Source organism: Tenacibaculum sp. M341 (genome assembly GCF_004337695.1).
GTDB lineage: Bacteria > Bacteroidota > Bacteroidia > Flavobacteriales > Flavobacteriaceae > Polaribacter.
In genome coordinates, this window is the sequence record NZ_SJXJ01000037.1 from 12,575 (window position 1) to 27,458 (window position 14,884).

Sequence of the window (14,884 nt, forward strand, 5' to 3'; positions counted from 1 at the left end):
TTTTTACGTTCGGTAATTACATAACAAGTATGGGCAAAATAATTGCGATAGCAAATCAAAAAGGTGGAGTTGGAAAAACTACCACGTCGGTGAATCTAGCAGCTGCTTTAGGTGTACTAGAAAAAAAGGTATTGTTAATTGATGCAGATCCTCAAGCAAATGCTACATCTGGATTAGGTATAGACGTTGAAACAGTTGAATTTGGTACTTATCAAGTATTAGAACACACTTCATCTGTAAAAGACACTATTGTTAAAACCGAATCTCCAAACGTAGATTTAATACCTGCTCATATTGATTTAGTAGCTATTGAGATTGAACTTGTTGATAAACCAGAAAGAGAATACATGCTTAAGAAAGCATTGGCTGAACTTTCTGAAGATTATGATTATATTTTAATTGACTGTGCTCCTTCTTTAGGCTTAATTACCTTAAACTCTTTAGTAGCCTCTAACTCTGTAATTATTCCTATACAATGTGAATACTTCGCTTTAGAAGGATTAGGAAAACTTTTAAACACAATTAAAAGTGTACAAAAAATCCACAATAAAGAATTAGAAATAGAAGGTTTATTATTAACTATGTATGATGCACGTTTACGTTTATCTAATCAAGTAGTTGATGAAGTAAGAAAACACTTTAGTTCTATGGTTTTTGAAACAATAGTACATAGAAATATCCGTTTAAGTGAAGCTCCTAGTTATGGAGAAAGTATAATTTCATACGATGCAACTAGTAAAGGTGCCGTAAATTATATTAATTTAGCAAACGAAATTATAAAAAAGAACTAATAACATGGCAAAAGCAACAAAGAAGCAAGCATTAGGAAGAGGATTATCAGCTTTGTTAAAAGAAACTGCCGAAGTTACATCTGCATCTGATGAAAATGCAGACAAGGTTGTTGGTAGTATTATTGAAATTGATTTAGATTTAATTGAAGTAAATCCTTTTCAACCTCGTACATATTTTGATGAAGAAGCACTTAAAGAACTTTCTGGATCTATTAAAGAACTTGGTGTTATTCAACCAATTACTGTTAGAAAACTAGCAGAAGATAAATTTCAATTAGTTTCTGGAGAGCGTCGTTTTAGAGCATCTAAATTAATTGGTAATAAAACTGTACCTGCATATATAAGAATAGCGAATGATCAAGAAATGCTAGAAATGGCATTAGTTGAAAACATTCAGCGTAAAAATTTAGATCCAATTGAAGTTGCTTTATCTTATCAACGATTAATTGATGAAATTAAATTAACTCAAGAAGAATTAAGTGTTCGTGTTGGTAAAAAAAGATCTACAGTAACTAACTATTTACGTTTATTAAAGTTAGATCCTATCATTCAAACTGGTATGAGAGATGCTTTCATATCTATGGGACATGGTAGAGCACTTATCAATATTGAAAACCTGTCTGACCAAATTAAAATCTACGAAAAAATCTTACGAGACAAACTTTCAGTTCGTCAAACAGAAGATTTAGTTAGACATATAAAATCAGGAACATTAGCTAAAGCTGAGAAAAACAAAAAAACAGTTCCTTCTGCTATTACTAATAGTTTAAAGGATTTAAATGACTTTTTTGATGCAAAAATTAATGTTAGCGTTAATGATAAAGGAAAAGGAAAAATTTCAATTCCTTTTAACTCTCTTGCTGATTTTGAACGAATTAAAAAATTATTACAATAGTTGAGATTTAGAAATTACATAGTCTTTGTTTTACTTTTAGCTTGGGGAGTGAATGTAGAAGCTCAAAAAGATAGCATACCAACTAAAGAGGTTTCTCAATTATATCAACCGAAAAAAGTAGTATATAATCCATTATCTCCATCAAAAGCAGCTTTTTATTCTGCTGTTTTACCAGGAGCTGGTCAAATTTATAATAATAGATACTGGTGGCAATTACCTTTAATATATGGAGGAATGGCTAGTAGTGTTTATTTTTTTATAGATAACAGTAATCAATATGATAGGGTTAGAACTGCTTTTAGAAGAAGAAAAGCTGGATTGTCTGATGAATTTAATACTCCTGAATTAACACTATCTGATGAAGCTTTAGAAAGTGCTCAAAGACAGTTTAGACAAAATAGAGATTTATCGTTATTAACAACCGTGTTAATTTATGTGTTGCAAATTGTAGAAGCCAGTGTAACAGCTCATTTACTTCAATTTGATGATTCCGACGATTTATCATTAACTCCTACTACAATACCACCAAACGCGTTTTCAGTTGATAATGATACGCCTAAAATTGGTTTAACTTTAAAATATTCTTTTTAATATGAAACTAGCCTTATTAGGTTATGGAAGAATGGGTAAGGAAATTGAAAAAATTGCCCTAGAAAGAGGTCATGAAATAGTGATTAAAACTTCTTCTAAAGATGATTACGATATAACTAAGGCTGACGTTGCTATTGATTTTAGTGTACCAGATGCAGCTTTTGATAATATAACTAACTGTTTTAACAATAATGTTCCTGTAGTATCAGGAACAACTGGATGGTTAGACAAGTACGATAATGCCGTAGAGATATGTAACGAAAAAAAAGGAGCTTTTATTTATGCTTCTAATTTTAGTTTAGGCGTTAATATTTTCTTCGAATTAAATACTCAATTAGCTAAAATGATGAATGCTCTTTCTGAATACAATGTAAGCATGGAAGAAATTCATCATACCAAAAAACTTGACGCTCCTAGTGGTACTGCCATTACTCTTGCTGAAGGTATTATTGAAAATTCAAACAAGAAAAAATGGGAATTAGATGGTGATATATCTGAAGAAAGTATTCCTATTAAAGCTATTAGAACTCCTGATGTACCAGGAACTCACAGTATTGCTTACGAATCAAGTATAGATACAATAGATATTAAACACACAGCACACAACAGAAAAGGATTTGCTTTAGGTGCTGTTATTGCTGCTGAATGGCTACAAAATAAAGAAGGTGTATTCACTATGAAAAATGTGTTAAACATTGGTTAAATACTGTTGTTTTTCCTCTTTTAAAGGTACATTACACCAAAATTTTAAATAAAAACTATAGAAATTATGTCTTTAACCGGATGGTTTATATTATTCTTAATTGTACAAGTAATTCATTTTTTTGGAACTTGGAAATTATATGTTAAAGCTGAAAGAAAAGCATGGGAAGCTGCTGTTCCTGTTTACAATGCAATTGTATTACTTGGTATTATTAAACGTCCTAAATGGTGGGTAATTTTATTATTTATTCCAATTGTTAACTTAATTATGTTTCCTGTTCTTTGGATAGAAACATGTAGATCTTTTGGTTATAAGTCTACTAAAGACACTTTCTTAGTAATATTTACGCTAGGTTTTTATATTTATGCTATTAACTATTCTAACCAGGCAAATTATAGAAAGGACAGATCTTTGAAAGCTCCGAGTGGTGCTGGGGAATGGGTAAGTTCAATTGCGTTTGCAATTGTAGCTGCAACTATTGTACATAATTATTTTATTAGGCCTTATGTAATTCCTTCTTCATCATTAGAGAAATCACTATTAATTGGTGATTATTTATTTGTAAGTAAATTTCATTATGGAGCAAGAGTACCAATGTCTACCGTTGCTTTACCTATGATTCATGATACAATTCCTGTTGTAAAAAGTAAATCGTATTTATTTAGTGATGATTATGACGCTAGAAACACTTCTTTAATTAATAAACTACAATTACCATATTTACGTTTACCAGGATTAAAGAAAATTAAACGAAATGATATCGTTGTTTTTGGTCAGCCAGCGGATACATTGTTGGACATGAACAATCTTAGACCAGACAGAAATTATTATAAGCCTATAGATAAAAAAACTAACTTAGTTAAAAGATGTGTAGGTATTGCTGGTGATAGTTTAGAAATTAGAGATGGTTACATATACATTAATGGTAAACGTTCAATTTTACCTCAAAATGCGAAACCACAATGGTATCATGAAGTAGATACAGACGGACAAGATTTTAGTTTAGCTGCCTTAAAGAAATACAATGTTAGGCTTTCTGAAGCCGGTACTTTAAACGGTAAGTATATTTTAAACTTAACTGACGAAGAAGCCAAACAAATAGCTAAAAACCCTATTGTAAAAAGCGTTACTAAAAGATTAAGACCTGCTGGATATTATGATGGTAGTTTATTTCCTCATAATCCTAAATATGCTTGGTCTCAAGATAACTTTGGTCCAATTTACATTCCTAAAAAAGGAGCTACTGTTGAGCTAAATGAATCTAGTATTCCGTTTTACAAAAGAATTATTCAAGAATATGAAAAAAATGATTTAGCTTATGTAGGTAATGATATTTACATTAATGGTAAAAAAACCAATACCTATACTTTTAAGCAAGATTATTATTGGATGATGGGAGACAATCGTCAAACATCTTTAGATGCAAGAGCTTGGGGATATGTACCTTTTGATCATGTTATTGGTACTCCTGTAATGATATGGTTTAGTTATGACAATGTAGAAGGTAAAGTACGTTGGGACAGAATTTTTACTACTGTAAACAACGGTGAAACTAAATCGTATTTTTGGATAGGTATTCTATGTGCTTCTCTAATATTATTCTTTGTTTTTAAACCTAAAAAGAAAAAAACAGCTTAAATTTTGAGTCTTTTTATACCAACATATTTTTCTCCAGTAGCGCAATATGCTGCTATTTACAAATCAGATGAAATAACATTTGAATTAGAAGACAATTTTCAAAAACAAACATACAGAAACAGATGTTACATTTATGGTGCCAATGGTAAATTGGCACTTACTGTACCTGTTAAACATAAAAAATCTACAGACCGTAAAAAAACTAAAGATACTTTAGTTGAAAATGATTTTCCTTGGCAAAGTCAGCATTTAAAATCATTACAAACGGCGTATCAATCTTCTCCTTATTTTGAGTTTTTTGAAGATGATTTGAGAAAAATATTCACTAAAAAATATAATTATTTAGTTGATTTAAATATCGATACTTATTTATTTATCACCGACGCTTTACAAATAAAGCAATCATATAAAGAAACGACAGCTTATGAAATCGATCCTTCAATAGAAGATTTTAGGCATCTTTCATTAGCTAAAAAAGGTGTTTCTGTGAATATGGATGAGTATACTCAAATGTTTGATGATAAACACGGATTTATTTCTAATTTATCAATTTTAGATCTTTTATTCATGGAGGGTAACAATACACTAACCTTTTTAGAGTCGCTTAAATTTTAGTTTTCTCTTTCTTTAAAAAAAGCTTGAATTGATACTTAATTATTATCAATTGATACTTATTTGATCAATTCAAACACTTTTTTATTTGATATAAAACTGTAATTAGTCTCAATGCTACCTATTTACATAAAATGTATTCTTCAATAAAATTTCGTACCTTAGATTTCGGGACTATTTATCTTCTTTTGAAAATATTGAAATAAATAAACAATATAAAAATCAAGGACTTTTTTAGAAATTTTGGGAATCTTTTCTATCAAAAAACTGGTTTTTCTAAATATTTAGTGGCATTTAAATTTATAGTTAAATAAATCTTGTTTTTATTTAATTAATATTTAGTGTTGTACACAATTATTAACCTTTATTGCTGTTAAGTAATACGGGATTATATTTAAATTAAACTTTCTGTAAAATGAAAATTGAACTGGTAAGAAGTTTCTCTCGTTTTTATATGAGTGATATTTCTGATGAAGGGATTAATGCTTTTGCTGATATTTTAGAAATAAAATACTTCAAAAAAGGTGATGTTTTAATTAAAAGGGCTGATGATTTAACTAAGTTTTACATTCTTAAATCAGGAATTGTTGCAAGCTTTTCTGAAGATATAGAAACAAAGAAAGAATACATAAGAACTATTCATGTAGAAAACTATGCTTTTACTAACTTATTTTATTTAGACAAAGATAAAGAAGCTACGTATGACTATTTTAAATGTTTAACCGACGATTGTTTGCTATTAGAAGGTAGTTTTCAAGATTTTTTGACACTTACCCAAGAGAATCATGAAATTAGTTTATTGTACAATTACATTCAGCAGAAACTATTATTGCAATTATTGATTAGGTTAGATAGACTATCTCTTTTAGATGCTACCAACCGATATAGATTACTAAAACAACGCATACCAAATATTGACAATTTGATACCTCAATATCAAATAGCGAGTTACTTAAACATAACACCTGTTCAGTTGAGTCGAATCAGAAAAAAAATGTATTCTGTTTAGCTTTTTCATTTAAAATTGTGTTAAAAAAATATGTATATTGTGGTTTAAACGGATAAAGCTTTTTTACTTTTTAAAAAAGTCATTTTTTTAGTGAATTTGTTTCATAATTGCACATTATATATTTGACTTATTGTTAAAGATGGTTTAAAGATTTTCTTTGATACTTTACCTCCTACCCTTTTTCAATTATACTAGTATTTCTTTATCTCATAATTTATTAAGCCACCTATAAATGAAAGACAATTTTGTAACACAATTTCTTCGATTTTTTAAAGAAGATATTTCAGATAAATCTATTGAATTATTTGAAGAAGTTATTACCTACAAACAAATTTCTAAAAACGAAATTATTATTCATGAAGCAGATAGCGCAGATAAATTCTTTCTAATTAAAGAAGGTATAGTAGGTAGTTTTTCTAAAAGTATTGATGAAGAAAAAGAATACATTAGAGCTATACACGCTAATAATGATGTTTTTACCAATCTCTCTTCTTTAAACACAGGAAGACTGTACAAAACTAAAAACAATTATAAAAGCCTTACTGATTGTACGGTTTATGAAGGTAGCTTTATTAAATTTATAGAGTTTACCAATACCAGTCATGAGTTTGCTATTCTTTATGGTAGAATTATTCAACGTGCTTTACTAATCTCACAAACTAGATTAGATGAACTTTCTTTGTTGGATGCTACCCAACGATATGAAATTTTAAAACAGCGAATAGCTAATATTGAAAATTTAATTCCACAGTACCAAATAGCAAGTTATTTAAACATTACTCCTGTACAGTTAAGTAGAATTAGAAAGAGTTTATTAAGCAAATAATATAAAACTATGTTTATAGACATGGAAACATATTTTCGCTATATTTAGAATTGGAAAAGATTCCCAATTTCCAACTCATTTTATTCATATGATAAAAATTAATACTTTTATGATATGAATTTAACTTGTTAAAAATAATTGCTAATAGAAATCATGAATTTACCTGTAAAATCATTATCTGAAAAAGATAATAATGCCTTAAAAGAAGCGAAACAATTACTTGAAAATCCAGGTATTGCTATTAAATTAAGCACTATGATAGGAAATCCTATTCAAAAAGGTTTAGAAATGCTACCTGAGAATTGGAATCAGAAATTAACAGAGGTCACAAAATCATCTTTATTAAAAGCTGCCGATGTTGCTATTTTTACTATGAAAGATGTTAAAGAAGAAAAAACAACAAATATCTTTCATAAAATTGCAGCAGGTGCAACTGGTACTTTAGGAGGCTTATTTGGTATTGCTGGTTTAGCTATAGAATTACCTGTAACTACCACCATTATTTTACGTTCTATAGCTGATATTGCAAGATCTCATGGTGAATCTATAAATGATACAAATACCAAACTTGCTTGTTTAGAAGTATTTGCTTTAGGAGGAAATAGTATTGAAGATGATAACTTAGAGTCTAGTTATTATGTTACTAAAACTTTTTTATCAAATTCAATGGCACAAGCTAGTAAATATGTTACCGAACAAGGAGTTGCTAAAGAAGGTGCTCCTATATTTTTAACCATTATTAGTAAAATAGCTGAACGTTTTGGTGTACAAGTCACTGAAAAATCTATAGCTCAATCTATACCTATTGTTGGAGCTGCTGGAGGAGCTTTAATAAACACGTTATTTATAAGCCATTTTCAAGACATGGCTAAAGGACATTTTATTGTTAGAAAATTAGAACGTAAATATGGTTCTGAGCTTGTAAAAAACACCTATTTAACGTTATAATTGTAGCTTTTAAACGCTATTTGATCATAAAAAATGATTTCTCATATAACTTTTTCGGTTATTACTTTTAATAAACGATGTCTGCCAAATGATAATTGTTTTTCATACTTTAGCTGTATTGAATTTATAGAATGATTACAGGGAAAAACATACACAAATATTACGGTGAAGTAAAAATCTTAAAAGGTGTAGACTTACACATTAAAAAAGGTGAAATTGTAGCCGTTGTTGGACCTTCTGGTGCGGGAAAAACTACTTTATTACAAATTTTAGGTACTTTGGACAGACCCCAAAAAGGTATTAATTGTCAATTAACTATAAACAATATTCCTGTAAACCATTTATCTGATAATGAAATTTCTGCTTTCAGAAATAAACATATTGGATTTATTTTTCAATTTCATCAATTATTACCAGAATTCACTGCTTTAGAAAATGTTTGTATCCCTGCATTTATTGCTAAAAAAGGGAAAGCTGAAACAGAGAAAAGAGCAAAGGAATTATTAGAATTTTTAGGACTTTCTCATAGAATAAATCACAAACCAAGTCAACTTTCAGGTGGAGAGCAACAACGTGTTGCTGTAGCTAGAGCGCTAATTAACAATCCGTCTGTAATTTTTGCTGATGAACCATCAGGGAATTTAGATTCTACTTCTGCTAAAAACTTACATGAATTATTCTTTAAACTTCGTGATGAATTCGGACAAACTTTTGTTTTAGTTACGCACAATAAAGAATTAGCTGAAATGGCTGATAGAACTTTAGAAATGAAAGACGGTTTGGTAATTTAATTACTCCTCTTTATTTAAACATATATACAAAAAGAAAAGGGCTACGCTACTTACACCCTTTTCTATATCTTTATTATGTTACCTTTTATCTTACTCCCCAAGGATTATATAAATTTTGAATCGCTGTTGCATAATCTAACAAATTGATATGAGGTTGCAACTCTACAATACCAGGATATGAACTAAATTTATCAAACAAAGCTATTACTCTATTCATATTACTTATATTACTTAAAATTGCCACAGAAGGTAACATCTCGTCAAAAGTTGCTACCCCCCAATAAATAGCTTTATCAAGTGTTTTAGCCCATTCACTATAATCGTTTGAAGTACCTGCTCTTCCTCCTACTTGTAACAACGAAGTAATTTGAAACTTATCTGTTTGTGTAGTTGTTTGTGTGCTTCCTGATGCATTATTATAAGAGGCTCCACCTCCAATACTTGTAAAAGCTGCTTTAAAAGAACCACCAAATTCTTGTCTGTTCGTTTCCGACTCACTGAACTCTGTTATCGTTGTAGAATCACTAGAAAATAATGCTCCTCCTAAATTATACTCTTTAGGAATATAATATCCATATTCATTTAACACCTCTACAACAGCTTTGCATGTTTTAAAATCGTTATCTGAATACTTGAATAATGCTCTATGAATAGCGTCGTTAAAATCGTCTGAAGCAACATAATTCTCTAAATCTACTTGTAATGCAACTTTTCTAACTAAAAATTTTCCTGTGATGTACTGTGTTACTTCACTACTTGATTGATTTTTACTTTGTTCAAATTTAAATTCTGCTTCACCACCAACAGTAGGACTAGCTAATGATACTGAACCACTATTTGTATTTGTTTCTTGTAATGAATGTGTAACTTTAGAATATGCATCTTTATTTTCTACTTCCGTAAGTACTCTTGGCACTAAAGCATCTGGAAACTTACCTTCTTTCCATGAATACAATTTTTTAAATGATTTTGTAAAACCTTTTTCAGGGTCGAAGGTTAAACCATTAAAAATTTGAACATTTTCAAAAAGAGATAACTTTTCTGTAGTACTTAAATCCATATAATACTGTACACCATCTTCAGGATCTAGTGGATCTGAAAGATCTAACACCCCAACCGTTATAACATTACCCGAATTTAATAATACACTTAATGCTATTTGTGATTCTGTAGATATTAAAATTTTACTTCCTTCATTCAGAAAATAATCTTCTCTTTTCATAAAATTATCTACCTCTGGAGATTCTAGTACTTTTCTTACTTCTGATAGTTTGGTATTTACATCAAAAGGATACGAAATAGACTCTTTGCCTGCTTTTTGAAATACAATTAATTTTATATCACTGTTTTTATCTATGCTTTTTTTTGCCATGCTTTCTTAATTTTATTGTGATTGAATTCAATTTTTATTTAGTTACCCTTGCCAAATTGAAGGATCAATGTCATTCATTTGTCCAAATACTGCTTCTGCGTCTTCTTTTGTTTTAAATACAAAAACATAAAAAATAACTTCACCTATAATATCCCCTACATTCTGACTATCTTTTACATTATAAATTGTTCCAATATTTTGCTCTGACTGATCTCCTGTTGGCACTGTAGTTCCTGGTTCTATTGTTCCACCAGGTATTACAGATTCATCACCATTAACAAGTTGGCTGTATGGTGGGGTAATGGTTTCTTGTTTTTGATAAGGCGATGGAAGTGGTAAGTTGCATTTGTATACTTTATTGTTCGACTTGTACTCTGTAACCTTCCAAGTTCTAATAGAGAATTTCATATAATTCAAATCATTACCTCCTAAATTCAAAGTATCAGTTGCTACAACTTTAATCGTACTTTTATTTTGACTTTGATTTTCTGTATAGTAACGACGTAAAGAAGTTCTGGCATAGTTACCTCCATCTTTAGGACAACCTGTAAACGTAATGTATAACGGTTTACTATTTATTGGTGAGCCAGAGGTTGGTTTTATAGTATATCCATAACCAGCTGCTGCCCATGAACTAATTTCAAACTGAATCACACTATCTTTTTCGCATACCACAATGTTTTCAAAACTAATCGCTGGTAAATTTGGATTTGCAGTTTTCACATTCGTCAGCATAAAAGGCTGAAACTTTCCTTCATTGGCTTTTCTAGCTTCTGAGTCGGTTGTATTTAAGCGCATTCTACACGACATATACCTATCAAACCACCAATCTGTACTAAAACCTATAAAATCAGTTTCCATGGTTTTATTTACATCTGTTAAATAGGCTTGATTATTTTCTCCTATAATTCCTGAAATAGGTATATAGGTTTCCGTACTTATTCCCACCACCATATCTTCGTACTTCGGTGTTTTATTTTGAAAATTTACAAATCTGAAATCTTCACTTTCGGAAATGGTCATAAAACCCGAATCGATAAGTTTTTTTCTAATTGCATCTAAGGTGATACTTTCTTCAAATTCAAAGGTTGTAAAATCAATTTCACCTTTGTAGATATGAAAAGCTTTCGTCATCTTTATCTTTTTTAGTTTATACTTTGGTTGAAGCATTTAAAAGCACTGTACTTTTAATTACTCATACCGTAAAACTATTTTGAAAAAGATGTGGTTATTCGTTTTTTGACACTAACTGTAAAAAACGCTTCATGAAATGGTGTTTCTATTGTATTAACTAATACTTGGATAATGGTGGCATACTCATAGTTTTGTATGTAACTTTTCAACTCTAAAAGAGAAGATAATAGAACTGTAAGAAGACCTATTTTATTTTTTTAGCTAGTCACACTTTTATTAGCGAAGTACAATGTTCTTTTTAATGATATCTTTATATTTATCGCTAAGAGTTACTTTGTATCCTCCAGATAATACTATTAAATTATCACTAGGATAAATTTCTTCAATCATACCTGTATTTACTAAAAAGTTTCTACTAGCTTTACTAAACATTGTAGTATCTAACAACTGTTCTATTTTTGCTAATGAAATTAAAATAACAAACTTCCCTTTTTCTGTAATTATATTACAATAACGACCTTCAACTTCAATATAAATTATTTCTGTAATTAGTACTTTTTTAAGAGACTTTCCTTTTTGAATATATAAGTAATCGTTGCTAACTATTGTATCTGAATCATCTTTGGTAAACACATCATTCTGACCATAAAATTTTTCCATGGCTATATGAATAGAAAACAGCAATTCTAATTCATTAAAAGGTTTTACCATATAATTAAAAGGCATCGTGGCTTTTGCTCTTTCAAACAATGCTTTATCAGTAGAACTTGTTAAAAATAAAAATGGTTTTTTGGTTTCTTGTAAACTATTAATCGTTTCTGCAAAAGAAATTCCATCTGGGTGATCTCCTAAAAAAATATCAATAATAACTATATCAATATCTTTTCTAGTTAAATAAGTTGTTATTGCATCTTTAAAATTTTCAGCTACGCCAATAACATTATAGTTGTGTGTTTCTAAAACGTCTACCAGAGCTTCACTTTGTACAGGATTATCTTCTACGATAAAAACATTTACATTATCCATTAATAAGAAGTTTAGGTAAAGATACAATCATTTTTGTTCCTTTTCCTAATTCACTTTCTATAGATAGCTTTCCTTTATTTTTTTGAATCATCGATTTACATAACTGTAATCCTAAACCAGAACCTATTCTATTTGTATGTTTACGTTTATCGACTGTAATATTCTTTGTTACTAACTTTTCTCGAGTGCTAACATCCATTCCTATACCTGAATCTTCAATAACAATATCTAAAAAACTAGCATCTTTATCTTGAGTATATATCTTGATGTCTCCTTCTGAATCAGAAAACTTTATGGCATTATCTAACAAATTTCTAAGTATGATTTTTAAAGACTCCTGATCTGCCATCACCTTAGTTGTTTTGTCTACTGAGTTTTTTAATTGAAGTTCTTTTTCTTTTAACAAAGGAATGTAATTATACACCACATGTTCTACAGTAAAATATAAATGATTTTCTTCTATTTCAAAATATGATTGTTGTGTTTGTAGCATCGCCCAATTCAATAGATTGTCTAACAAATTATATGCACTACTAACTATCGTACTGTTGCGCTGTAAAATTTTGTGAGCATTTTTAATATTTTCTTTTTCTAAATTTTTAATTACTTTTTTATTACTCAGTTTTAAAGTATTTACAGACGAACGTAAATCATGACTTACAATAGAGAATAAACGATCTTTAGTTTCATTTAAAGTATCTAGCTGTTCTTTCTGGGCTAAAATGGTTCTTTTTGATTTTATATTTTTCCTGTAAAAAACAATGATTACCAACAATAATATTGAAAGTGCCATTGTAATGTAAAGAAAACTATTACGTTCAGCTATTTTAGCTTTATTTTCAGCTTTTAAAAGATTTACTTCTATTTGCTTTTTTTCTACAGCTAACTTCTTCTCCAACTGAGCTAACTCCCATATTTTATTATGATTATTTAGCGAGTCGTTCCACTGCTCATACTCTTTTCTATATTTCAAAGCAGCAGTTATATCTTTTCTATTCTCTTCAACCACTGCCATGTTTTTTGCAGTATTACTTTTTAGTGTAAAATTATCTACTGTTTTAGAAAATTCGTATGCTTTTTTAAAATATGGAATTGCTAAATCATCTTTGTATTGTTCGTAATATAAAGTAGCAATATCACCATAAGCTCCAACTAGTTCTGTAGAATCTTTCTCTTTTTCATAAAGTTGAATACTGTTAGTCAAATATTTTTCTGCTTCTTTAAATTTTTTAAGATGCAAATAACATATACCAATGTTATGTTTAATATTTCTTATTTCTATTCCTTTAATAGAAGAATTCAATTCGCTTTCAACTTCTTTAAAAATAGTCAGTGCATTTGAATAATTATTTTCTAGTAAAGCTAATTCTCCTAAATATGACTTTACTTGAATTAACAAAAGGAAAGGTGGAGTAATCTTTTGAAATGTTTCTTTAGCTGATTTAAACTTTTTCTTCTTATACAATCCGTACCCTTTAAAAAAATAATAATATTGCTTAGTTTCTTTATTTAATTTCGAATTCGTTTCAATCTGATTTGTTGTATTAAATAAAATAGAATCCCATTCTTTATTTAGATAAAGCTCAAGTATTTTTTTAAAATTTTCATCTTTATTATGAAGAGTAGACTTTGATATAATTTCTTGTTGAATTGAAATTAACTCTTTTTTCTCTTGACAAACTATGATATTACTAATTAGAAGAAAAAAGAACAATAAAAAGGTTTTATTGTTAGTAGGCATTTTAAAAACTTATTTGGTTGGTTTTTAAAATACAAAAAGCAGCGAATTAATCGCTGCTATATTCAAAAAAAATTAGAATCCTTCTGTACCAGAAGAAGGCTTTACTGTGGTTACTGTACCTCTTGAAGCTTCTGGGTTTCTATTCACTACAAACAATTCAACTGTTTTAATCTTTTCTAGTGAAACTACTTCCTCTTCACTACACTTTACAGCACCTTCATAAAACTCCATTAAAAAAGGATAATACCTAAAACCTTGCTCATTATTTTTATCACTATGGATAAATGTCATATAAATATTTAACTGATATTCTCCTGAAGATTTATAGGTAAAGTTATAATAAAACTCAAACTGATCTTTCTTTACTCCATAATCACTATTTACAAAAGCAACTCCTTGAATAAAAATATTTTTATCCTTTCCGTTATCTTTTATAAAAGTAAGCACTGTAGGAGCTAAAACCCCTGGATACTCAACACCAAAATCTATCGGAATTGCAAATTCTTGTCCTTCACCTACAAATACTTTTATTAGCTTATCCTGCTTAGAAATTTTTTTTCCTGGAATTCTTGCTAATTCTTTCTTACTCTTTTCTACGTGATTGGTTGTTACATTACTCATAGTTATATTATTTTTTGTTTATACTAAATTGTTATAGAATTATTATTTATCAATCAAACAATTCTATGAAGTCATCTTGACTTTTCAATTTTATGAAATTTCTTTAATCCGATTACAATAAATGCTAGGAAATTAAAGCCTTTCCAACTAGTAATTGTGGTGTCAAATCTATTCAATAAAGAACGA

15 protein-coding genes and 1 pseudogene are annotated in these 14,884 nt (G+C 29.1%); 10 read left to right on the forward strand and 6 right to left on the reverse strand.

Translation table 11 applies throughout. The features are described from left to right. The first annotated feature begins 29 nt into the window (after positions 1-29). From EYW44_RS21465 to EYW44_RS21510, 10 genes are all read left to right on the forward strand, one after another. Positions 30-791: a ParA family protein gene (locus tag EYW44_RS21465; RefSeq protein WP_132727791.1), complete on the forward strand. Its 762-nt coding sequence runs from the start codon at positions 30-32 to the stop codon at positions 789-791. A 4-nt stretch (positions 792-795) separates the two neighbouring features. Further along, the gene (locus tag EYW44_RS21470; RefSeq protein WP_132727794.1) at positions 796-1,686 is read left to right on the forward strand and encodes a ParB/RepB/Spo0J family partition protein; all 891 of its coding nucleotides are present in this window, start codon (positions 796-798) and stop codon (positions 1,684-1,686) included. After that, a complete protein-coding gene (locus tag EYW44_RS21475; protein ID WP_132727797.1) occupies positions 1,687-2,277 on the forward strand; it encodes a DUF5683 domain-containing protein in 591 nt (196 codons plus the stop codon). Between the two features lies 1 nt (position 2,278). Next, a complete protein-coding gene (gene dapB, locus EYW44_RS21480; protein ID WP_132727800.1) occupies positions 2,279-2,980 on the forward strand; it encodes a 4-hydroxy-tetrahydrodipicolinate reductase in 702 nt (233 codons plus the stop codon). 66 nt (positions 2,981-3,046) lie between these two features. Then, positions 3,047-4,618, forward strand: a complete 1,572-nt coding sequence (gene lepB, locus EYW44_RS21485) for a signal peptidase I (RefSeq protein WP_132727803.1) — start codon at positions 3,047-3,049, stop codon at positions 4,616-4,618. Between the two features lie 3 nt (positions 4,619-4,621). Next, positions 4,622-5,233, forward strand: coding sequence for a WbqC family protein (locus EYW44_RS21490; protein WP_132727806.1), 612 nt, complete (start codon positions 4,622-4,624; stop codon positions 5,231-5,233). A gap of 412 nt (positions 5,234-5,645) precedes the next feature. Beyond that, entirely contained in the window at positions 5,646-6,239 is a 594-nt protein-coding gene (locus EYW44_RS21495) for a Crp/Fnr family transcriptional regulator (protein WP_132727809.1), read from the forward strand. 232 nt (positions 6,240-6,471) lie between these two features. Beyond that, on the forward strand, positions 6,472-7,065 hold the full coding sequence (locus EYW44_RS21500) for a Crp/Fnr family transcriptional regulator (protein ID WP_132727812.1): 594 nt from the start codon (positions 6,472-6,474) through the stop codon (positions 7,063-7,065). Between the two features lie 153 nt (positions 7,066-7,218). Continuing rightward, the gene (locus EYW44_RS21505) at positions 7,219-8,013 is read left to right on the forward strand and encodes an EcsC family protein (RefSeq protein ID WP_132727815.1); all 795 of its coding nucleotides are present in this window, start codon (positions 7,219-7,221) and stop codon (positions 8,011-8,013) included. Positions 8,014-8,144: 131 nt separating this feature from the next. Further along, positions 8,145-8,804: an ABC transporter ATP-binding protein gene (locus tag EYW44_RS21510; RefSeq protein ID WP_132727818.1), complete on the forward strand. Its 660-nt coding sequence runs from the start codon at positions 8,145-8,147 to the stop codon at positions 8,802-8,804. Positions 8,805-8,889: 85 nt separating this feature from the next. On the opposite strand, the gene EYW44_RS21515 is transcribed toward EYW44_RS21510, so the two are convergent. From EYW44_RS21515 to EYW44_RS22830, 6 genes and pseudogenes are all read right to left on the reverse strand, one after another. Continuing rightward, positions 8,890-10,176 (reverse strand): MAC/perforin domain-containing protein, encoded by a 1,287-nt coding sequence (locus EYW44_RS21515; RefSeq protein WP_132727821.1) that lies wholly within the window; start codon positions 10,174-10,176, stop codon positions 8,890-8,892. A 42-nt stretch (positions 10,177-10,218) separates the two neighbouring features. Then, complete coding sequence (locus tag EYW44_RS21520; protein WP_132727824.1) at positions 10,219-11,310, reverse strand: hypothetical protein; 1,092 nt, start codon at positions 11,308-11,310, stop codon at positions 10,219-10,221. Between the two features lie 276 nt (positions 11,311-11,586). Further along, complete coding sequence (locus EYW44_RS21525; RefSeq protein WP_132727827.1) at positions 11,587-12,336, reverse strand: LytR/AlgR family response regulator transcription factor; 750 nt, start codon at positions 12,334-12,336, stop codon at positions 11,587-11,589. Continuing rightward, on the reverse strand, positions 12,329-14,077 hold the full coding sequence (locus EYW44_RS21530; RefSeq protein WP_132727830.1) for a tetratricopeptide repeat-containing sensor histidine kinase: 1,749 nt from the start codon (positions 14,075-14,077) through the stop codon (positions 12,329-12,331). Before EYW44_RS21530 ends, EYW44_RS21525 begins: the two co-directional genes overlap by 8 nt. A gap of 72 nt (positions 14,078-14,149) precedes the next feature. Further along, positions 14,150-14,698, reverse strand: a complete 549-nt coding sequence (locus EYW44_RS21535) for a hypothetical protein (protein WP_132727833.1) — start codon at positions 14,696-14,698, stop codon at positions 14,150-14,152. Positions 14,699-14,769: 71 nt separating this feature from the next. Continuing rightward, positions 14,770-14,884: pseudogene (locus tag EYW44_RS22830) on the reverse strand (IS5/IS1182 family transposase); the annotation flags it as partial.

Excerpts from the sequence above, each read along its gene's own strand:
- EYW44_RS21535 (WP_132727833.1), bottom strand. The coding sequence starts at position 14,698 with ATGAGTAATGTAACAACCAATCACGTAGAAAAGAGTAAGAAAGAATTA.
- EYW44_RS21515 (WP_132727821.1), bottom strand. The coding sequence starts at position 10,176 with ATGGCAAAAAAAAGCATAGATAAAAACAGTGATATAAAATTAATTGTA.
- EYW44_RS21500 (WP_132727812.1), top strand. The coding sequence starts at position 6,472 with ATGAAAGACAATTTTGTAACACAATTTCTTCGATTTTTTAAAGAAGAT.
- EYW44_RS21520 (WP_132727824.1), bottom strand. The coding sequence starts at position 11,310 with ATGACGAAAGCTTTTCATATCTACAAAGGTGAAATTGATTTTACAACC.
- dapB (WP_132727800.1), top strand. The coding sequence starts at position 2,279 with ATGAAACTAGCCTTATTAGGTTATGGAAGAATGGGTAAGGAAATTGAA.
- EYW44_RS21530 (WP_132727830.1), bottom strand. The coding sequence starts at position 14,077 with ATGCCTACTAACAATAAAACCTTTTTATTGTTCTTTTTTCTTCTAATT.
- EYW44_RS21495 (WP_132727809.1), top strand. The coding sequence starts at position 5,646 with ATGAAAATTGAACTGGTAAGAAGTTTCTCTCGTTTTTATATGAGTGAT.
- EYW44_RS21505 (WP_132727815.1), top strand. The coding sequence starts at position 7,219 with ATGAATTTACCTGTAAAATCATTATCTGAAAAAGATAATAATGCCTTA.
- EYW44_RS21525 (WP_132727827.1), bottom strand. The coding sequence starts at position 12,336 with ATGGATAATGTAAATGTTTTTATCGTAGAAGATAATCCTGTACAAAGT.
- EYW44_RS21510 (WP_132727818.1), top strand. The coding sequence starts at position 8,145 with ATGATTACAGGGAAAAACATACACAAATATTACGGTGAAGTAAAAATC.
- lepB (WP_132727803.1), top strand. The coding sequence starts at position 3,047 with ATGTCTTTAACCGGATGGTTTATATTATTCTTAATTGTACAAGTAATT.
- EYW44_RS21465 (WP_132727791.1), top strand. The coding sequence starts at position 30 with ATGGGCAAAATAATTGCGATAGCAAATCAAAAAGGTGGAGTTGGAAAA.
- EYW44_RS21470 (WP_132727794.1), top strand. The coding sequence starts at position 796 with ATGGCAAAAGCAACAAAGAAGCAAGCATTAGGAAGAGGATTATCAGCT.